Source organism: Gordonia sp. NPDC003376, assembly GCF_053589235.1.
The window spans coordinates 14910-35246 of sequence record NZ_JBSFRM010000037.1 but is presented as its reverse complement, the minus strand read 5'-3'; the positions used below and the strand labels follow the sequence as shown (position 1 = coordinate 35246).

Annotated in this window: 13 protein-coding genes and 1 riboswitch; of the genes, 6 read left to right on the top strand and 7 right to left on the bottom strand. The window is 68.8% G+C overall.

Translation table 11 applies throughout. The annotated features are described in order from the left end of the window. Position 1 precedes the first annotated feature (1 nt). A complete protein-coding gene (gene glpK, locus ACWDUA_RS23495) occupies positions 2-1510 on the bottom strand; it encodes a glycerol kinase GlpK (protein ID WP_449753434.1) in 1509 nt (502 codons plus the stop codon). Between the two features lie 55 nt (positions 1511-1565). On the opposite strand from glpK, the gene glpD reads away from it, so the two are divergent. Both glpD and ACWDUA_RS23485 read left to right on the top strand, forming a co-directional pair. Continuing rightward, positions 1566-3353 (top strand): glycerol-3-phosphate dehydrogenase, encoded by a 1788-nt coding sequence (gene glpD / locus ACWDUA_RS23490; RefSeq protein ID WP_449753433.1) that lies wholly within the window; start codon positions 1566-1568, stop codon positions 3351-3353. Positions 3354-3449: 96 nt separating this feature from the next. Further along, positions 3450-3872, top strand: a complete 423-nt coding sequence (locus ACWDUA_RS23485; RefSeq protein WP_449753432.1) for a pyridoxamine 5'-phosphate oxidase family protein — start codon at positions 3450-3452, stop codon at positions 3870-3872. Positions 3873-4334: 462 nt separating this feature from the next. On the opposite strand, the gene ACWDUA_RS23480 is transcribed toward ACWDUA_RS23485, so the two are convergent. After that, positions 4335-5120, bottom strand: coding sequence for a DNA-formamidopyrimidine glycosylase family protein (locus tag ACWDUA_RS23480; protein ID WP_449753431.1), 786 nt, complete (start codon positions 5118-5120; stop codon positions 4335-4337). Beyond that, positions 5107-9813, bottom strand: coding sequence for an ATP-dependent helicase (locus tag ACWDUA_RS23475; protein WP_449753430.1), 4707 nt, complete (start codon positions 9811-9813; stop codon positions 5107-5109). Before ACWDUA_RS23475 ends, ACWDUA_RS23480 begins: the two co-directional genes overlap by 14 nt. Positions 9814-9831: 18 nt before the next feature. Beyond that, positions 9832-9994: riboswitch (cobalamin riboswitch) on the top strand. 43 nt (positions 9995-10037) lie between these two features. On the opposite strand from ACWDUA_RS23475, the gene ACWDUA_RS23470 reads away from it, so the two are divergent. The 4 genes from ACWDUA_RS23470 (at position 10038) to ACWDUA_RS23455 (ending at position 13073) form a co-directional block, all read left to right on the top strand. Then, on the top strand, positions 10038-10259 hold the full coding sequence (locus ACWDUA_RS23470; RefSeq protein ID WP_449753429.1) for a CbtB domain-containing protein: 222 nt from the start codon (positions 10038-10040) through the stop codon (positions 10257-10259). Between the two features lie 26 nt (positions 10260-10285). Continuing rightward, entirely contained in the window at positions 10286-11107 is an 822-nt protein-coding gene (locus ACWDUA_RS23465; protein WP_449753428.1) for a CbtA family protein, read from the top strand. A gap of 11 nt (positions 11108-11118) precedes the next feature. Beyond that, the gene (locus tag ACWDUA_RS23460) at positions 11119-11712 is read left to right on the top strand and encodes a histidine phosphatase family protein (protein WP_449753427.1); all 594 of its coding nucleotides are present in this window, start codon (positions 11119-11121) and stop codon (positions 11710-11712) included. A 137-nt stretch (positions 11713-11849) separates the two neighbouring features. Next, positions 11850-13073 (top strand): acyl-CoA dehydrogenase family protein, encoded by a 1224-nt coding sequence (locus ACWDUA_RS23455; RefSeq protein ID WP_449753426.1) that lies wholly within the window; start codon positions 11850-11852, stop codon positions 13071-13073. Positions 13074-13133: 60 nt separating this feature from the next. Here ACWDUA_RS23455 and ACWDUA_RS23450 read toward each other — a convergent pair whose 3' ends face one another. The 4 genes from ACWDUA_RS23450 to ACWDUA_RS23435 form a co-directional block, all read right to left on the bottom strand. Continuing rightward, positions 13134-14474 carry an Nramp family divalent metal transporter gene (locus tag ACWDUA_RS23450; RefSeq protein ID WP_449753425.1) on the bottom strand — a complete coding sequence of 447 codons (1341 nt, stop codon included), beginning with the start codon at positions 14472-14474 and terminating at the stop codon, positions 13134-13136. A gap of 126 nt (positions 14475-14600) precedes the next feature. After that, positions 14601-17378 carry a molybdopterin-dependent oxidoreductase gene (locus ACWDUA_RS23445; RefSeq protein WP_449753424.1) on the bottom strand — a complete coding sequence of 926 codons (2778 nt, stop codon included), beginning with the start codon at positions 17376-17378 and terminating at the stop codon, positions 14601-14603. Continuing rightward, positions 17378-18220, bottom strand: coding sequence for an FAD binding domain-containing protein (locus ACWDUA_RS23440; RefSeq protein WP_449753423.1), 843 nt, complete (start codon positions 18218-18220; stop codon positions 17378-17380). The genes ACWDUA_RS23445 and ACWDUA_RS23440 overlap by 1 nt, the downstream gene beginning before the upstream one ends. Positions 18221-18231: 11 nt before the next feature. After that, positions 18232-19599, bottom strand: coding sequence for an 8-oxoguanine deaminase (locus ACWDUA_RS23435; protein WP_449753422.1), 1368 nt, complete (start codon positions 19597-19599; stop codon positions 18232-18234). Positions 19600-20337: the final 738 nt, after the last annotated feature.

The window sequence follows — 20337 nt, the reverse complement described above, 5'->3', positions numbered from 1 at the left end:
CTCAGGCCAGGTCGAGGCTGTGCTCGACGGCGCGATTCCACTCCTTGTACAGCCGCCCACGCTCGTCGGCGTCCATCGACGGCGTCCACCGGGTGTGTTCGGCCCAGTTCGCCCGGATCTCGTCCTCGCCTGACCAGTAACCCACCGCCAGGCCCGCCGCATACGCCGCGCCGAGGGCCGTCGTCTCGTTGACCACCGGACGCGACACCGGGACGTCGAGGACGTCGGCCTGGAACTGCATCAGCAGGTCGTTGACCACCATCCCGCCGTCCACCTTGAGGGTGGACAGGGTGACACCGGAGTCGGCCTGCATCGCCTCGATCACCTCACGGGTCTGGAATGCGCTGGCCTCCAGGGCTGCCCGGGCGATGTGCCGCTTGTCGGCGAAGCGTGTCAGGCCGACGATCACCCCGCGTGCGTCGGGCCGCCAACGGGGGGCGAACAGCCCGGAGAAGGCCGGTACCACGTACACGCCGCCGTTGTCGTCGACCTGCCGGGCCAGGGTCTCCACCTCGGCGGAGTCGGCGATGATGCCGAGGTTGTCCCGCAGCCACTGCACCAGCGATCCGGTCACCGCGATCGACCCTTCCAGGGCGTAATGCGGTGCGGCGTCACCGATCTGATAGCAGACGGTGGTGAGCAGACCGTGGTCGGAGAAGACCACCTCGGTCCCGGTGTTGAGCAGCAGGAAGTTTCCGGTGCCGTAGGTGTTCTTGGCCTCGCCCGCCGACAGACACGCCTGGCCGAAGGTGGCCGCCTGCTGATCGCCGAGGATGCCCGCGAACGGGACCCCCGGGAGCGAGCCGTGTTCGCGCAGTGCGCCGTACACCTGGGAGGAGCTGCGGATCTGCGGGAGGGCGTCGATCGGGATACCCATCTCGGCGCAGATCTGCTCGTCCCACGCCAGGGTGCGCAGATCCATCAGCATGGTCCGCGACGCATTGGTCACATCGGTGATGTGCAGACCGCCTGAGGGACCGCCGGTCATGTTCCAGCCGATCCACGAATCCATTGTGCCGAAACAGAGTTCGCCGCTTCGGGCGCGGTCGGCAACGGCCGGCACGTGATCGAGTAGCCAGCGCATCTTGGGGCCGGAGAAATAGGTGGACAGGGGCAGGCCGGTGCGCGCCCGGTAGCGGTCGGTGCCGACGTCACCGCCGAGATCGACACACAGTTGGGCGGTGCGGGTGTCCTGCCACACGATCGCGTTGTGCAGGGGCTCGCCGGTCGACCGGTCCCAGGCCATCGTCGTCTCACGCTGATTGGTCAGCCCACACGCCACGATGTCGTCGACGGTGAGGTCGACGGCGGCCAAGGCGGCCGCTGCCACCCGACGGGTGTTGCGCCAGATCTCGGCGGGATCGTGTTCCACCCAGCCGGGGCGCGGGAAGATCTGCCGATGCTCGATCTGCTCGGACGACACCACGCGGCCGGACCGGTCGAACACGATGGCCCGCGTCGAGGTGGTTCCCTGGTCGATCGACACGACATAACCCGAAGCACTCTGCACGGCGCCCAGTGTCGCACGCGGTGTAGGTCACCGAGATCAATTACGCTGACCAAGCATGAACACCGAGTCCGGCGATTCGAGTGCACGAAGGGCGCATGGCGACCCCCGATTCGATCCCGATCGACCTGCGGACATGGGCCCGCTCTACCGTGCCGAGGCGTGGCGGCGCCTGTCCACCGAACAGTTCGACATCGTGGTCGTCGGCGGCGGTGTGGTGGGTGTCGGGGCCGCGCTCGACGCCGCGACCCGAGGTCTGCGCGTGGCGTTGGTGGAGGCCCGCGACATCGCGTCGGGGACGTCGAGCCGCTCGTCGAAGATGTTCCACGGCGGTCTGCGGTATCTCGAACAACTCGAGTTCGGCCTGGTGCGCGAGGCACTGCGGGAACGGGAACTGTCCCTACGGTTGCTCGCCCCACACCTGGTCAAGCCGCTGCCGTTCCTCTATCCGCTGACCCAGCGGATCTGGGAACGCCCCTACGTGGCCGCGGGCATCTTCCTCTACGACAGTATGGGCGGAGCGAAATCGGTTCCGGGACAACGTCATGTGACGCGCTCTGGAGCACTGCGGGTGGCGCCGGCCCTGAAACGCGACTCCCTGATCGGCGGCATCCGCTACTACGACACCGTCGTCGACGACGCCCGCCACAGCCTGACCGTCGCGCGTACCGCCGCCAACTACGGGGCCGTGATCCGTACGTCCACCCAGGTCGTCGGGTTCCTGCGCGAGGCCGACAGGGTGATGGGTGTCAAGGTCCTCGATACCGAGAACGGGGAGACCGCCGAGGTCCGGGCGCACTGCGTGATCAATGCGGCCGGGGTGTGGACCGACGAGGTGCAGGCGCTCTCGCACGAGCGTGGACATTTCCGGGTGCGGGCATCGAAGGGTGTGCACATCGTCGTCCCGCGTGACCGGATCGTCAGTGAGACCGCGATCATCCTGCGCACGGAGAAGTCCGTGCTGTTCGTCATCCCGTGGGAGACGCATTGGATCATCGGCACCACCGACACCGACTGGAACCTGGACCTGGCGCACCCTGCGGCGACCCGCGCCGACATCGACTACATCCTCGAACACGTCAACACGGTGCTGGTCACCAAGCTGACCCACGACGACATCGAGGGCGTCTACGCAGGACTGCGGCCGCTGCTGGCCGGGGAGGACGAGGCCACCTCGAAGCTGTCCCGCGAGCACGCGGTGGCCCGGGTGGCCCCGGGTCTGGTGTCGATCGCCGGCGGCAAGTACACCACCTACCGGGTGATGGCCGCCGATGCGGTGGACGCCTGCGACGATTTCATCCCCACACGTGTCGCGCCGTCGATCACCGAGCGGGTACCGCTGGTCGGTGCCGACGGCTACTTCGCGCTGATCAACCAGTGCGAGCACCTCGGCACCAGGTACGGGCTGCATCCCTACCGGATCCGTCGCCTCCTCAATCGTTACGGGTCGCTGATCGACGACGTGTTGTCCTACGCCGCCGACGACCCGTCGCTGCTGCGTCCACTCGCCGCCGCGCCACAGTACCTACGGGTGGAGGTGGTCTACGCTGCCGTCGACGAGGCGGCCCTGCACCTGGAGGACGTACTGGCCCGGCGTACCCGCATCTCGATCGAGTACTCCCACCGTGGCGTCGACTGCGCTCAGGAGGTGGCCGAGTTGCTCGCCCCGATCCTGGGCTGGGGACCCGAGCAGATCGCCTACGAGATACAGACGTACGACGCCCGGGTGGCCGCCGAGATCGCCTCGCAGCGTCAACCCGACGACGAGTCGGCCGACGCCCTACGTGCCGCGGCCCCGGAGTCACGGCCGGAACTCCTCGAGCCGGTGCCCGTCCCCGACAGCTGACCCGCGCCACGACAGGACCTTTGACCCTGCGGCCGGTACCGTGAGGAGGTGGAAAATGGTTACGGGTGGCAACAGGGGTAGAGGAAGGCAAAGACCATGGTGGACAATCCGGTTCAGGAACTGGGCGCCGACGAGGCCTGGGAACTGTTGGGCAAGGGCGCAGTGGGCAGACTCGCGGTGACCGTCGGCGGACATCCGGACATCTTTCCGGTCAACTATTACGCGGGCGAGGGACGTATCCTGTTCCGCACCGCCGAGGGCACGAAGCTCACCGAGCTCGTCGTCAACGAGAACGTGGCCTTCGAGGTCGACTCGTACGACGGTGACGCCGGCTGGAGTGTGGTGGTCAAGGGCACCGCGCGCATCCTGTCCCGCAACGACGAGATCGCGGCCGCCGACGAGACGCCGTTGCGTCCGTGGATTCCCACCATCAAGTACAACTATGTGGAGATCGCGGCCGGAGACATCACGGGCCGTCGTTTCCAGTTCGGTCCGGAACCCGAGCGCTACCCGGTCTGAGCGCTGCGGCGGGCTCCCCGGTCGGCATGTCCGTTGGTCGCGTGGGGTTTTCGGCCTGCGGAGATGTCGACACGGGTCCTCGTTTCGCTCGGTCCCGGTTCGATCAGCGAGAAGAGTCCTCGCTCGATCATGAAGTGAGTGTTGGTGGTTGAGCCGGTGAGGAGCGTAGCGGCGAGGCGTGTCGAAGCCTCGGTTGGTTGACGTCGATGACGGAACCACCTCGGGGGTGGTTACTGCTCGGCGTGGGTTGCGGGGATGTCGACTCGGGTCCTCGTTTCGCTCGGTCCCGGATCGATCATCAAGCAGTCGAGGGTGGTTCGAGTGCAATTCGAGTGCAAAGGGCTCGGTCCCGGCTCGATCATCGATGAAGGCTCGGCTCAATCATGGACGGGGGACTGGCTCGAACGTCGACGACGGCCCGACTCGGTCATCAAGGGCTGGTTGGTGCCGCCGAGTTCGCACTCAGGTCTGACACCGCGGACAGAAGTAGATGACGCGCTCGGCGTCGGCGGTCCCGAGATGGTCACGCCGGATCGGTGTGGCGCACCGACGGCACGGCTGGGCCCGACGGCCGTAGACCCAGAGTCGAGCGTTGCGACCGGTGTTTCCGGTTGTGGTGCGGGCGGCGCGGTTTCGGTTGGCCACGAGCAGACGGTGAGCGAGATCGACCATCGCCGGCACATCGACCCCACCCACCGGACGGGTGGGCAGCACGCCGCGGAGAAAGCACAGCTCCGACCGATACACGTTGCCGACACCCGCCATCCGCCGCTGATCCAAGAGGGCGATGCCGATCGGGGTGTCCGGGTGCCGGGAGATCCGCCGATCGGCCTCGCCCGGATCCCAGTCGTCGCCCAGCAGGTCGGGCCCCAGGTATGCCAGCGCGTCGTCCGGGTCGGCCATCAGGTCGAGGGTGCCCAGGGCGAACCCGACCGCCTCGACGGTGTCGTTGCGCAGCACCACCCGTGCGGTGTGGGCGCGCTGATGCCACGGGTCGCCCACCCGGTGCACATCCCAGCCACCTTCCATCGACAGATGGCTGTGGATGCTGATCGGTTCCCGTCCATCCCCGGGGCCGACGTCGATCAGCAAGTGTTTGCCCCGCGACCGCACCGCGACGACCTCGCGGCCGGACAGATCGACGGTGGCCAGGCGGGGGACACGGAAATCGGAGTGCGTCAACATCTTTCCCAGGAGCCCGGCTCGCAGCCGGGCGGCCGCGCGGAAGACGGTGTCACCCTCGGGCATGGCCGTACCGGATCCGGAGCCCTCGCGGGGTGGTGGCGAAACCGCAGTCGACGAACACCGGCGCCAACGGTGACCGCAAGGCCTCTGCACCGTTGATCTGATCGACGGTCAACCGCGCCACACCACCGCGACCGACCACCGCCGTGATCCCGGAGATCGCCTCGCGCAGTATCGAATCCGACTCGGTGAAGGTCAGGACGGTCTTGCCGCCGCGTTCGATGAACGCCACCAGCGCGCCGTCGACGAGTACCACCAGCGCACCCGGCTTGCGCCCTGCACGATGCCCGCCGTCGGGACGCTGTGGCCAGTCCAGGGCCGCACCGTACGGGTTGGCCGGATCGGTCGCCGCGAGCACCACTGTGGTCATCTCGTGTCGTCGGCCGTCGAGGGAGGCATCGTCGAGCGCGTGCCGTCGTAGATCGTCCACGGTCGACGGCGCCGCGAATTGGGCACCGCCGAGGCCGTCGACGTAGTAGCCGCGGCGGACCTGCCCGCTGTCCTCGAACACGGTGAGCGCCTTGTAGATCCGCGCGAACCCACCGGTCACGGCCTCGCTGACGACCGGACCGCGGGTCACCACGCCGTACCGTGCCAACAGCTGGTCACAGAGCACCTGGGTGAGCAGGGTCGGATCGGTGGTCCGGTCGAGCGGGGCGAACCACCGGCCACCGACGATCGGCGGGGTGGGTACGGCGCCGGGGGACGACGACAGCAGGCTGCGGGTGGACAGCCGGCCCGGGCGGAGTCTCGGTGCCCGGCCCCGCGATCGATGTGCCGGTGTCGGTCGCGACGGACCGGACCGGCGGGGCATCAGCAGCGCCCGGACCGGGGCGAACGAGTCGTTGGAGACATGCCCCGACCACACCAGATCCCACAGCGCGGACTCGAGCGCATCGGCGCCCGCGGTGATCCCGGTGTCCTCGAGATCTGCGGTGAGCTGCGCATAACGGAGCCCGCCGCCGGTGGCGAAACGAGCGAGCAACTCCCGGTGGATGTCGGTCAGGTCGATCTCGTCCGGCTCGGGCAGCAGCACCTCGGCGAGGTCGGTCGGGCAGAATCGGATCCATCCGTCGGCGCCACCGATCCGACCCGCGCCCGACCACACCACGTCGCCCGCCGACAGCAACTCGTCGAGCATCGCCGGGGAATAGTCGGGGACGCGGGCCGGCAGGATGAGCGATTCCCACGCGGACGCCGGCAGCGGGTGTCCGGCCAGCTGGTCGAGCACCACCGCGACGCCGTCGACACCGCCGAGCTGCTCGCCGGGGGTGACGTGCTGCCAGTCGGTCAGGAAGCGGGCGAAGGCATCGGTGGTGACCGGTGCGACCTCGGCGCGGGTCGCGGCGAGCGAACCGCGGCGGATCTGCCCGAGGACGTCGGCATGACACCATTGGGTGCCGGCGACGCCGGACAGGAAGTCGCCCTCGACCACCGACCGCGAACCCGCCAACCGCGTCAGGGTGTCGGAGACGACGGCCACCCCGAGCCCGATGTCCTCGGCCGCCTCGGCGACGGTGAACGGCCCGTGCGTGCGGGCGTAGCGGTGGACGAGATCGCCCACCGGGTCGGGAACGGATTCGAGGAAGGCGGCGGGCACCCCCAGCGGGGCCGGTACGCCGAGCGCATCGCGCAGGCGCGCGGTGTCCTCGACCGCCGCCCACAGCGCGCGGCCCCGATGGCCGATCGAGATGATCAGGCCGTCGCGGTGCAACCCGGCGAGAACGGACGTCACGGCCGCGACGACACCGGTGTCCGGGCCATCATCGGTGGCCGAACCGCTGTCTGTGCCGGAACCGCTGTCTGTGCCGGAACCGCTGTCGACGGCCCGGAACCGTTGCGCCACGGCCTCGGTGGACAACGGGCCGAGCCACCGCAGCAGATCCACCACGTCCTCGGCGTCACGTGCGCGCCGTTGTGGGTCGAGACGTTGCAGGCGCGCGGTGACCTCGGCGATCACCGCCGGGTCGAGCAGTTCGCGCAGGTCGACCCGACCGAGCAGCTGCGCGAGCAACGCGGTGTCCAAGGACAGTGCTGCGGCGCGTCGTTCGGCGAGCGGCGCGTCGTCGTTGTACATGAAGGCGCCGACGTAGCCGAACAGCATCGACGCGGCGAACGGGGAGGGGGTCTCGGTCTCGGTCTCGACCATCCGGACCTTGCGGGTGGCCACCCGTCGCAGCAGATCGATGAGGGCGGGCAGGTCGTAGACGTCCTGCAGGCACTCGCGCACGGCCTCCAGGACGATCGGGAAGTCCGGGAATCGCGATGCCACGGCGAGCAACTGGGCACTGCGCTGGCGTTGCTGCCACAGCGGTGCCCGCCGGCCGGGGTCGCGGCGCGGCAACAGCAGTGCGCGCGCCGCGCACTCGCGGAACCGGGAGGCGAACATCGACGACTCGGCGAGTGCGTCGGTGATCAGCTGCTCCGCCTCGTCGGGATCGACGGTGAAGACGGCGGCACCCGGCGGGGTGTCGTCGGTGTCGGGTAGGCGGACGATGATCCCGTCGTCGGAGGCGGTCACCGCGCCGTCGAGACCGAGGGAGACCTTGAGCTGCACCGAGATCGCCGACGCCCACGGCGCATGCACGCGTAAGCCGTACGGCGAGTGCAGGATCAGCCGCCAGTCGCCGAGTTCGTCGCGGAATCGCTCGACCACCAGGGTGCGGTCGGTGGGCAGATGTCCGGTGGCCTCGCGCTGTTCGGCGATGAGTGCGGCCAGGTTCTCGCGGGCGAAGTCGGTGAGGCCGAGATCATCTGCGCGGCGGTCGAGTTCGGCGCGGTCGGCGATCTCGCCGGTGAATCTGCCGATGGCGGCACCCAATTCGGCCGGTCGTCCGATGCTGTCGCCGATCCAGAACGGCAGCCTGCCCGGCTGGCCGAACGCCGGGGAGACCAGGACCCGGTCATGGGTGATGTCCTCGATCCGCCAGCTGGTGGCGCCGAGCGCGAACACGTCACCGACCCGCGACTCGTAGACCATCTCCTCGTCGAGCTCGCCGACACGGGCAGCCTTCTCACCGACCATGAACACGCCGAACAACCCACGGTCGGGGATGGTCCCGCCGGAGGTCACCGCCAGCCGCTGGGCGCCGCGCCGCCCCGACAACGTGTTCCGGTCGCGATCCCAGGTCACGCGGGGCCGGAGTTCGGCGAATTCGTCGGACGGGAACCGGCCGGAGACCAGATCGAGGGTCGCCTCGTACACCGACCGGCCGAGATCGCGGTACGGCGCCGACCGCCGGACGGTCTCGAACCAGTCGTCGACGTCGAGGTCGTCCACGGCGGCCGCGGCGATCGTCTGCTGGGCGAGCACGTCGAGCGGATTGGTCGGAACCGTCAGCTCCTCGATCTCGCCGGCCCGCATCCGCGCCACGGCCACCGTGCAGTGGATCAGGTCGGTGCGATGTTTGGGGAACAGGACACCCTGGCTGATCTCGCCCACCTGGTGTCCGGCCCGGCCGATCCGCTGCAGACCACTCGCCACCGACGGCGGTGCCTCCACCTGTACCACCAGATCGACGGCGCCCATGTCGATGCCGAGTTCCAGTGAGCTGGTGGCCACCACGCAGCGCAGCCGCCCGGTCTTGAGGTCGTCCTCGATCTCGGCGCGCTGCTCTTTGCTGACCGAGCCGTGATGGGCCCGCGCGAGGACGTGCCCGGTACCGGCGCTCGCGCCACTGGCCATCACCAACGCCGGTGCGCCGCCCGCCACGCGCTGGTTTCGCACCGCGGCTTCGGACACCGACGCCCCGGCACGATTCTCGGCGATCTCGTTGAGCCGGGCGGTCAGGCGCTCGGCCAACCGTCGGGAGTTGGCGAAGACGATGGTGCTGCGGTTGGCCTCGATCAGGTCGACGATCGCCGACTCGACGTACGGCCACAACGATCCGGCGGTCGGGGAGAAGGCATCGTCGAGCTCGTCGAGCCCGCCGTCGGCGTCCGGCGGTGCCGGGATGTTCGCCATGTCCTCCACCGGGACGTCCACCCGCAGGTCGAAGGTCTTGGCCGCCGGCGGACGCACCACGGTGCAGTCGGCCGCCCCGGACAGGAACCGGGCCACCACCTCGGGCGGGCGCACCGTCGCCGACAACCCGATGCGCTGTGCGGGGGTCTCCAGCAGCCGGTCGAGTCGTTCGAGTGAGAGCGCGAGGTGCGTGCCGCGTTTGGTGCCGGCCACTGCGTGCACCTCGTCGACGATCACGGCTTCCACGCCGGTCAGCGACTCGCGCGCCGACGACGTGAGCATCAGATACAACGACTCCGGTGTGGTGATCAGGATGTCCGGCGGGGTCCGGACCAGCAGCCGACGCTGCGCTGCCGGGGTGTCGCCGGAACGCAGCCCCACGGTGATCGCGGGTTCGGGCTCACCGAGTTCCTGCGCGGCCCGTGTGATGCCGGTCAGCGGCGCTCGCAGATTGCGTTCGACGTCGACGGCGAGCGCCTTGAGCGGGGAGACGTAGAGCACCCGGGTGGTGCCCCGGGGGCGGTCGGGTCGGGCGGCGAGCCGATCGAGTGCCCAGAGGAACGCCGACAGTGTCTTGCCCGACCCGGTCGGGGCGATGACCAGCGTGTTGTCGCCGTCGGCGATGGACTCCCACGCGCCGGACTGGGCGGCGGTGGGCGCGGCGAAGGCCCCGGTGAACCACTGCCTCGTGGGCGCGGTGAACCGGGCCAGGATCTCTGCCGGATCGGACACGTCGTCCATCATCCTCCAGCCCACCGACGGTTCCGTGGTCCCTGTCTCGGTGGAGGGGTATCGTGCTCGCAGACGTTCATGCGGAGAATCCGGTGTGAATCCGGAGCGGTCGCGCCACTGTGAGTCCATTCGACCAGGTCGGAGGGATGAGCCAGGACGCCGCCGGACGTCGGAAAATCTGCTATTTCAGCTGGGACGCATGATCCCACGGAAGGATTGATCCGATGGTCGCAACCACCCATCAGGGCACAGCGGTGTCGCTTGCCGTACCCGACCTCTCTGCCGCTTCGGCCGCGCTGTGGCTGACCGCCACGCTGGTCCTGGCCGGCATGGCCTACTACTTCCTCGGCTACGACCAGGGCGCGGTGTCGGTGTTCGGTTCCGACACCCACATCCATGAGTTCGTGCACGACGCACGGCACTTCCTCGGCTTCCCCTGCCACTGACGCGGACGGAAGCGAGACAACCACACATGGAGAAGAAGTTCATCGGCGCAGGCCTGCTCTCGGGCCTGGTCGCCGGAATCGTCGCGTTCATCTTCGCTCGGATCTTCGTCGAGCCGCAGGTCGCCAAGGCGATCGACTACGAGGGTGCCCGGTCGGAGGCCGAGGAGCACCTGCTGGAGGCCCACAGCGGCCACGTTCACGGTGGTGAGGGCGAGGTCTTCACCCGCACCGTGCAGGAGAACATCGGCGCCGGCGTCGGCACCATCGTGTTCGCCCTGTGCATGGGCGCGTTCTTCGCCGTCGCGTTCACCGTCCTGTGGACCTACATCGGTCGCCACTACCCGGCGACCGACTACCGCTGGGTCGGCGCCGCCCTCGGCGTACTGGGCTTCATCGCGTTCTTCGGGGTGCCGTTCTTCGTCTACCCGGCCAATCCGCCGGCCGTCGGCGACGACGACACCATCGGTGCCCGGTCGGGTGCCTACCTGACGATCACGGCCGTCTCGGTGATCGCGGTGGTGGCCGCCGTCGTGCTGGTGTTCTGGCTGCGCCCGCGTCTGGGTGGACTGTTCGCCGGTGTCCTCGGTGCCGTCGGATTCCTGGTGGTCGTCACGATCACCGCGGCCCTGCTGCCGGAGTTCCACGAGGTGCCCGAACCGGTGATGGACGGCCAGACCATTGTCTTCCCCGGCTTCCCGGGTGCGGTGATCGGAGACTTCCGCGTGTACGTCATCGCCAACCAGGTGATCCTGTGGACCGTGCTGTCCACCGCGTTCGCCGCGATCCTGGGTGTGCTGACCCGGTCGAGGTCGTCGGCCGGAACGGCGGCGCTCGCCGACGTCCGCTGACGTCCGGACGAATGACGCTTCATCTGATCACCGCCGGTCGGAGCGGCCCCAACAAGGCCCTCCGATTCGGCGGTGATCCGTCTCTGGACGACGTCGGACGGAAGTCGGTCCTCGCGCTGGCGGCCCGGTTGAACGCCCGGTCGGCGGATACCGGTGCCCGGTCGGCGGATACCGGTGCCCGGTCGATGCTGGTGGGGCCCGACGCCGCCAGTCGCCAGACCGCCGAGCTCCTGACCCCCGCCCTGTTCACCCCCGCCCTGTTCACCCCCGCCCTGTTCACCCCGGGGCGGCCCGTGTCCGGGCCGACCCTCGACGACCGGCTGGCCACACTCGACGTCGGCTCGTGGTCGGGATGTGTGCCCGAGCAGATCGACCCGTCGGCCCTCGGTGCGTTCTTCACCGACCCTGACTCGACCCCGCACGGCGGAGAGTCCCTGGCCGCCTTCGTCGCCCGCATCCTCGCCTGGCGCGACGAGGTGTCCGCCGCCGGTGCCGACCTGTTTGCCGTGGTCGCGATGCCGGTGGCGCAGGCCGTGCTCGCCGGTGACCCGGCGGGCTTCTTCGCGGTGGACGTCGCCCCGGCCCATCACTACCCCGCACCCTGATCCCCGGGCAGGATTCCTGCCGGACAAGGTGGTCTCCGGACAGGGATCTCTGGACAGCAGCACGTGACACCTGACACAGTGGGAAACTGAAACGTGTTCTCGTCGACGCGGGGTCGTCGTGTTCAACGGAGGTGTCGATGTTCGAGTGGTCCGAGGAAGACCTGATGGTGCGGGATGCGCTACGTGCGTTCATCGACAAGGAGGTCCGGCCGCACGTCGACGAACTCGAGACCGGGGTGCTGCCGCCCTACGACATCACTCGGAAGTTGTTGTCCACCTTCGGGGTCGACGCGATGGCGGCCGAAGGGCTGGAGAAGGAGCTCGCCGCCGAATCGGCCGGGGAGACCACGTCGTCGGGCGGTGGCGGCATGGGCGGCGGTAACTCGATGTTTCTGATCCTCAACATGGAACTGGCCGGGGTGAGCCTGGGCCTGGTCGCCTCGCTCGGCGTGAGCATGGGGCTGACCGTCTCCACCATCCGTGGCAAGGGCACCCTCGCACAGAAGAAGCGATGGCTGCCGGAGCTGGTCACCATGGAGAAGGTCGGGGCCTGGGCGATCACCGAGCCCGACTCCGGGTCGGATGCACTGGGCGGCATGAAGACCACCGTCCGCCGCGACGGTGACGACTACATCCTCAAGGGTCAGAAGACCTTCATCACCAACGGCCCGTACGCCGACACCATCGTCGTGTTCGCCAAGCTCGACGACGGCTCGGGCACTCCGATCCGCGACCGCAAGGTGCTCACCTTTGTGCTCGACAAGGGCATGCCGGGCCTCACCCAGGGCAAGCCGTTCAAGAAGATGGGCATGATGAGCTCGCCGACCGGCGAGCTGTTCTTCGACAACGTGCGCCTGGGCCCGGACCGCCTGCTCGGCGAGACCGAGGACACCGGCTCCGATGCCACGGGTGCCGAGGGGGCCAAGGCCGGATTCACCGCCGAACGCGTCGGCATCGCCGCGCTGGCGCTCGGCATCATCGACGAATGCCTGCGCCTGAGCGTCGACTATGCCAAGAACCGCACCCTGTGGGGCCAGGAGATCGGCCGCTTCCAGCTCATCCAGCTCAAGCTCGCCGAGATGGAGGTCGCGCGGATCAACGTGCAGAACATGCTGTTCAGCGCGATCGAACGGACCAAGGCGGGCAAACCGATGACACTCGCCGAGGCGTCGGCGATGAAGCTCTACAGTTCCACGGCCGCGACCGACGTCGCGATGGAGGCGGTGCAGCTGTTCGGCGGCAACGGCTACATGGCCGAGTACCGCGTGGAACAGCTGGCGCGCGATGCCAAGTCGCTGATGATCTACGCCGGCAGCAATGAGATCCAGGTGACCCACGTCGCCAAGGGGTTGCTCGCCTGACCGGTGCCCGCACGGCCCGGGGCCCCACGACGTACGCCCCGTCACGCACGGCCGGATCGATCACGTCCCGGTGAACACCAGCACGACGAGCGCGAGATTGAGGATCACGATCGCCACCGACGCGACCCCGGCTGCGACCCTCAGCGGCCACGAATCGGCGAACGGACCCATCAGCGAGCGATCGGCGGTGAGCCGTCCGAGCGGGATGATCGCGAACGGGATGCCGAAGCTCAGCACCACTTGACTGACCACCAGCGCCCAAGTGGGATCCACCCCGATCCACAGCACCGCCAGTGCCGGCAGCAAGGTGACCAGACGACGCACCAGCAGCGGAATCCGCTTCTTGAGCAAACCGTCCATGATCGCCGCACCCGCCGACGACCCGACCGATGTGGCGGCCAGACCGCTCGCGAGCAGGCCCACGGCGAACGCGGTGGCCATCCCGGGACCCATCGTGTCGGCGACGGCATGGTAGGCGCCCTCGATGGTGTCGGTGCCCTCCTTGCCACGGAGGTTCTCGGCGGCCAGCAGCAGCAGGGCGATGTTCACCGCACCGGCGACGACCAGGGCGAGCGCCACATCCCAGCGGGTGGCCCGCAGCAGACGTCGACGCCGCTTCTCGGTGCGGGTGACGCCGTAGCGGTCGATCACCAGCGCCGAGTGCACGTAGATCGCGTGCGGCATCACCGTGGCACCGAGCATCGACGCGGCCAGCAGCACGGTCTCGGGTCCCTGGAGCCGGGGGATCAGGCCGCCGGCGACATCGGCGGCCGACGGTGGATCGACGACCAGTCCGGCCAGGAATCCGACGACGATGATCGCCAGCAGTGCCACGATCACCGATTCGAACACCCGCTGCTGCCGCGGGTTCTGCAGGAGCAACACCAGCGTCGAGATCACGCCGACGATCACACCGCCGACCACCAGCGGCAGGTCGAACAACAGCTGCAGGGCGATGGCGCCGCCGAGTACTTCGGCGAGATCGGTGGCGATCGCGACGACCTCGGCCTGCACCCAGTACGCGAGACGTTTCCGCTTGCCCAGCCGTTCACCGAGAATCGCCGGCAGGCTGCGGCCGGTGACGATCCCGAGTTTCGCCGACTGGTACTGGATCAGCATGGCGACGATGTTCGCCGCGACGAGCACCCAGACCAGCAGGAACCCATACCGCGCACCCGCGGTGATGTTGGCCGCGACATTGCCCGGGTCGACGTAGGCCACTGCCGCGACGAACGCCGGACCGAACAGCGCCACCTGCCGCAACAACCGGGAGCGGTTCCCGCGCAGCTGGGCGGTGGTACGTGCATCGGCGATGCCGCTGTCGGTGGCCGCTCCGGTGTCCGGGCCGGTTGTCGGCTCGGGTTCGGGTGCGTCGGAGGTGCGTGTGTCGACCTGGCTCACCTGCCCAATCTGACACATCGGCTGCCGACTATCAACCATGGCGAAACAAAAAGTTAGGGCTACCGAAAACAGCGACGCCGGGGCATCCCACGGGATTCGAGAGAGCCGAACCGGCAGCGATCCGCCTCACCCCTGGGTCAGCCGCCACACCCGGTCCCGCGACATCGGCGTCTCGTAGGGGCGCGCGTCGATCGCCCGCCGGATGGCATTGGCCAGGGCCGGTGCCACCGGGTTGTACGGCGACTCGCTCATCGACTTGGCGCCGAACGGACCCAGGTCGTCGGAGGTGTCGGCGAAGAACACCTCGGTGTCGGGGATGTCGGCCATCTGTGGGACCCGATACGTGCGGAACACCGGGGTCAGGGGCACGCCTTTGCCGTCGAGCATGATCTCCTCGTACAGGGCCGCGCCGATCGCCTGCGCCACACCGCCCTCGACCTGGCCGAGACACTGCTGGGGATTCATGACCGTGCCGGCGTCGGCGGCGTGCACCGAGTGCAGGATCCGGACCGCTCCGGTCTCCGTGTTGACCGCGACCCGGAAGCCCTGCACGTTGAACGCGATCGACCGCAGGTCGCCTCGCTCGGCGCCGGAGGCCACCGCCCGGACACCGTCCGGATGGTCCTGGCGGCAGGTCTCGTCGACCGCGTCGATGAGCTCGCCGAAGCCGAGCGTCCGGTCGCCGACAATCGCGCCGTCGGGGCCCAGCCGCACTTGGTCGGCCGTGCCCCCGGACAGTGACGTCGCCGCGTCGATCAGCGCCTGCCGCAGGCCGAGGGCCGCACCGTGGACGGCCTTGCCCGCCACGGTGGTGCCCGCCGACGCGAATGCGCCCGTGTCGTACGGTGCGGCGTCGGTGTCGCCGTACGACACACGGATGCGGCCGATCTCGGTGGACAGCGCCGACGCCGCGATCTGGGCGTGCACGGTGGTGGTGCCGTTGCCGAACTCACACGTGCCCACCCCGACGTGGTAGGTGCCCTCGGCATCCACGCCGACGGTCACCGTCGAGAAGTGTCCGCGGGGTGCCATCGTCGCGATGGCCGCGAGGGCCATGCCCTCGCCGACCCGCCATTCGTCGCCGTCGGGTGCGGCGATGCCGCCGCGCCGGGCGAGGGCGGTCTGGGTGAGGTCGAGACACTGGTCGAGGCCGTAGCTGCCGTAGATCAGGTCCTCCTCGGGCTCCTCGTGGGCGATCAGCAGCGGATCGCCCTCGGCGACCGCGTTGATCCGGCGTAGGTCGAACGGGTCGATGCCGAGTCGGATCGCCAGCTCGTCCATCGCACTCTCGACGGCGAAGATCACCTGTCCCAGTCCGTATCCGCGGAACGCGCCCGACGGCGGATTGTTGGTGTAGACCACCTCTGCGTCGACCCGCTTGACCGGGCAGTTGTAGACCGACACCGACTCGGCGCAGGCATGGAACATCACGCCGATCGCGTGATTGCCGTAGGCGCCGGTGTCGGAGAGGACGTCGACCTTCATCGCGGTGAGGCGTCCGTCGGCATCGGCGCCGAGATCGACCGCCACCCGGAACGGGTGCCGGTAGGTGGTCCGGGTCATCTCGTCGGTGCGGGTCATCTCGTAGGCCACCGGGCGGCCCGTGCGCAACACTGCGAGCGCGACCAGGTCCTCGGTCAGCAGCTCCTGCTTGCCGCCGAATCCGCCGCCGACGCGGGCGGCGAACACCCGGATCCGCTCGGCGGGCATCTCGAGTAACCGGGCGAGCTCGTCGCGCACCAGGAACGGCACCTGGGTGGACGTGCGGATCACCAGCCGATCCTCTTCGAGCCAGCCGATGCTGCCGTGGGTCTCCAACTGTGCGTGCGACACCCGCGCGGTCTGCCAGCTGCCGCCGACGGTGACCGCAGCAGCCGCCAGGGCCGCGTCGACATCACCACCGAAACCCTCGTGGAACTCCGCGATCACATTGCGATCAGCCGCGACCACCCGGTCTTCCGGGGTGCGATCGGGATGCACCAGCGGAGCGCCCGGGCGCCGTGCCTCGACCGGGTCGAACACCGCCGGCAGCGGTTCGTAGTCCACCTCGATCAGCCGGCACGCCTGTTCGGCGGCCGCGGCGGTGTCGGCGACGACGGCGGCGACGCGTTGACCGACGAAGCGCACCACGGGATCGAGGATCAGGGTGTCGTCGGGATCGTCGAGCCGGGATTCATGACGTCCGGTGGAAAACCTTGGCGTGCTGACGTTCTCGTGAGTGAGGACGAGGTTCACCCCGTCGACGGCGGCCGCCGCGGTGATGTCGACGCGGGTGATCCGGGCATGCGGATGCGGGGAGGTCAGCACCCGAAGATACTGGACGCCCGGCACATCCACGTCGAAGGTGTAGGGCTCGGTGCCGGTCACCACCCGCCGCGCGGCGAGCGGATTGATCGACCTGCCGACGGTGCCGGTGGCGTCGGTTTCCTTGCCGCACAGCGATGCACACGCCGTGGGGGTGGGAGCCGGGGTGCCCGTCACGCCGGCGGTGATCGCCGAGCGGATCGCACGATACCCCGTGCAACGGCAGAGGTTTCCCTTCATCCGTCGCGGTAGGTCGTCGAGATCGTCAGGAGACAGAGTGGAGGCGGTGACGATCATGCCGGCGGTGCAGAAGCCACACTGGAATCCGAAGTTGTCCACGAAGGACTGCTGCATGGGGTGGAGATCGTCGGGAGTGCCCAACCCGGCCACCGTGGTGACCGAGGCGCCGCCGATCCGCTGTGCGGGATAGATGCACGAATGCACCGGAACGTCGTCCACCAGAACCGAACACGCACCGCAGTCGCCGGCGTCGCATCCCTTCTTCACCTCGAAGTGGCCGGTGTCGCGCAGGAAGGTGCGCAGGCACTGCCCGGCACGGGGCTCGGCGTCAACGGGTTCGGAGTTGATCTCGAATCGCATCAGGACTCCTCTCGGCCGATTGCGGTAGGGCTGTCGGGATGGTCGAGCTCGGTTCGGATACGTTCGGCGAGAACGGCACTCACGCCACGACGCCAGTCGGCGGACCCGAGTGGATCGGTGTAGTACCCGTCGGCCGAGGCGACGTCGGTGTGTAGGGTCGCCGCGTCGGGCAGCGCCGGATAGCGGAGCAGTGTCGGCCATCCGGTGGCCGCGGTGATACCGAAGACGCAGGTGCCGTCCTCGTCGCGGCGGCCGGTCACCACCGCACCCGACCGGCCGAGTTCGGCCAGTGCGATCTTGCCGAACCCGGTACGCGCACGCATCGCATACCCGGGGATGTCGATGGCGCGCATCACCTCTCCGGGTTCGAGGGTGTTTGTACCGTTGCCGGTCACCAAGGTCGCGATCGGTACACGGCGTTCGGAACCGTCCGGACACCAGATCAGCCCCTCGCCGTCGAGTCCGACGGTCAACGACACCATCGAGGCCGCGGCGAACGACCGGCAGATGTTGCCCCCGACCGTCGCCACGCCCCAGATCTTGTAGGACGCCAACAACGCTGTGGCACATTGGAACAGCAGTGGGTGAGCCTGCCATCCCGGGCGCGCGGGAAGGTTCGCGAGGGTGGCGATCGGACACGTTGCCGCGATCCGCAGACCGCCGTCGGGCAGATCCTCCATGGGCGGCCACCCGATCCGGCTGATGTCGACGACCCCGGTCGCATCGATCTGCGGCTCACTGAAGAACCATGTGCCGCCCGCGACGATGCGTTCTCCGGGGGCGAGGGCGAGATCGGCGCGGGTGTGGGCGAACCGGTAACCGGTGATGGTGTTGACGTCCACGAGCGGCCTCCTCAGCCCGCCTTGGCGAGCAGCCGGCGGTGCTCGGCGGCGCAGTCGCGGGCCACCACGTCGGCGTCGACCGTGATGAGCTCGTTGTGGGCGACGATACGCTCGCCGTTGACCCAGGAACCGCGGATCGGCGGGATCGATCCGAGGACGAGGGCGGCCACCGGATCGGTGATGTCGGCATGTCCGAGCCCGGTGAGATCCCACAGCACGACGTCGGCGAGTTTACCCACCTCGATCGACCCCACCTCGTCGGCGCGGCCGAGGACCCGGGCGCCGCCGATCGTGGCCAGTTCCAGGGCGGTGCGGGTGGTCAGGGCGGTGGGTCCACCCCGGGCGCGGGCCATCAGCACGGCCTGATGTGCCTCCTCGAGCAGCTGACAGGACTCGTTCGACGCCGCCCCGTCCACCCCGAGACCCACCGGTACGCCGGCCGCGTGCAGATCGGCCGTGCGGCAGATCCGATTGCCGAGCCGCGCATTGGAGGTGGGGCAGTGGGCCACCCCGGTCGAGGTGGCGCCCAGACGGGCGACGTCGGCGTCGGAGAACTCCACACCGTGCGCGAACCACACGTCGTCGCCGATCCAGCCCACCGACTCCATGTATTGCAGCGGGGTGGACCCGAACTGCTCGGCGCAATAGGTGTTCTCGTCCGGCGACTCGGCGAGATGGGTGTGCAGCCGCACCCCGAGCTCGCGGGCCAGTACCGCCGACTCACGCAGCAGGTCGGTGGTCACCGAAAAGGGCGAGCAGGGGGCGAGCGCGATGCGCAGCATCGACTCGCGGGACGGATCGTGCCACCGCGCGACCGAGGCCGACGAGTCGGCGAGGATCTCGTCGATGGTCTGCACCACGGAGTCCGGCGGCAGCCCACCGTCCTTCTCCGACAGGTCCATCGAGCCGCGGGTCGGATGGAAGCGCAGTCCGACGGTGGCGGCCGCGGTGATCTCGGCACCGAGCAGGTCGCCACCCTCTCGAGGGAACACATAGTGGTGATCGGTGGTCAGCGTGGCGCCGGTCAGAGCGAGTCGTGACAGACCGCCGAGTGCGGCGGTGTGCACCGCCTTCTCGTCGATGCCCGCCCAGATCGGGTACAAGGTCTGCAGCCACTGGAACAGGGTGTGGTCAGCGGCCAGCCCGCGGGTGATCCATTGGTACAGGTGATGATGGGTGTTGACCAGCCCGGGGGTGAGCGCACATCCGGTGCCGTCCACACGCACCACGTCCGGGGACAGATCGGGGAGAGGCTCACCGTCGGGGACGACGGCCGCGATGGTGGTGCCGTCGATCAGCACCGATGCGGCAGGCAGTTCCCGCCGATCCGGGTCGACGGTGATCACCTGTGCGTTCTCGATCAAGGTCAGTGAAGCCACGCCGACACGCTACGACCGTCGCGTTACGGACGTATTTCCGTGTGTCTATATTCCGTACGTGTGGCGCCGACAGGTCGACGGGGTAACCACTCGTCGTCGGGCGTCGGAGGTTTCGACTCGTCTTGTCGCTGCGCTCCTCGTCGGCTCGACCAGCGTGCTCATCGGTGATTGAGCCGGGACCGAGCATCGCGAGGACCCGTGTCGAAACCTCGGTCACCCGCGCCGGGTGCCGCTCACCTCTGAGGTGGTGTCGTCGTCGACGTCGGCCGACCGAGGTTTCGACTCGTCTTGTCGCTGCGCTCCTCGTCGGCTCAACCAGCGTGTGGGGCTCGCTGCGCTCCTGGTCGGCTCGACCAGCGTGCTCATCGGTGATTGAGCCGGGACCGAGCATCGCGAGGACCCGTGTCGAAATCTCGGTCACCCGCGCCGGGTGCCGCTCACCTCTGAGGTGGTGTCGTCGTCGACGTCGGGCGTCGGAGGTTTCGACTCGTCTTGTCGCTGCGCTCCTCGTCGGCTCAACCAGCGTGTGGGGCTCGCTGCGCTCCTGGTCGGCTCGACCAGCGTGTTCATCGGTGATTGAGCCGGGACCGAGCATCGCGAGGACCCGTGTCGAAATCTCGGTCACCCGCGCTGGGTGCCGTTCACCTCTGAGGTGGTGTCGTCGTCGACGTCGGGCGTCGGAGGTTTCGACTCGTCTTGTCGCTGCGCTCCTCGTCGGCTCAACCAGCGTGTGGGGCT

Coding starts and splice junctions, on each gene's coding strand:
- glpD (WP_449753433.1), top strand. CDS start 1,566: ATGAACACCGAGTCCGGCGATTCGAGTGCACGAAGGGCGCATGGCGAC.
- ACWDUA_RS23485 (WP_449753432.1), top strand. CDS start 3,450: ATGGTGGACAATCCGGTTCAGGAACTGGGCGCCGACGAGGCCTGGGAA.
- ACWDUA_RS23480 (WP_449753431.1), bottom strand. CDS start 5,120: ATGCCCGAGGGTGACACCGTCTTCCGCGCGGCCGCCCGGCTGCGAGCC.
- ACWDUA_RS23470 (WP_449753429.1), top strand. CDS start 10,038: ATGGTCGCAACCACCCATCAGGGCACAGCGGTGTCGCTTGCCGTACCC.
- ACWDUA_RS23465 (WP_449753428.1), top strand. CDS start 10,286: ATGGAGAAGAAGTTCATCGGCGCAGGCCTGCTCTCGGGCCTGGTCGCC.
- ACWDUA_RS23460 (WP_449753427.1), top strand. CDS start 11,119: ATGACGCTTCATCTGATCACCGCCGGTCGGAGCGGCCCCAACAAGGCC.
- ACWDUA_RS23455 (WP_449753426.1), top strand. CDS start 11,850: ATGTTCGAGTGGTCCGAGGAAGACCTGATGGTGCGGGATGCGCTACGT.
- ACWDUA_RS23445 (WP_449753424.1), bottom strand. CDS start 17,378: ATGCGATTCGAGATCAACTCCGAACCCGTTGACGCCGAGCCCCGTGCC.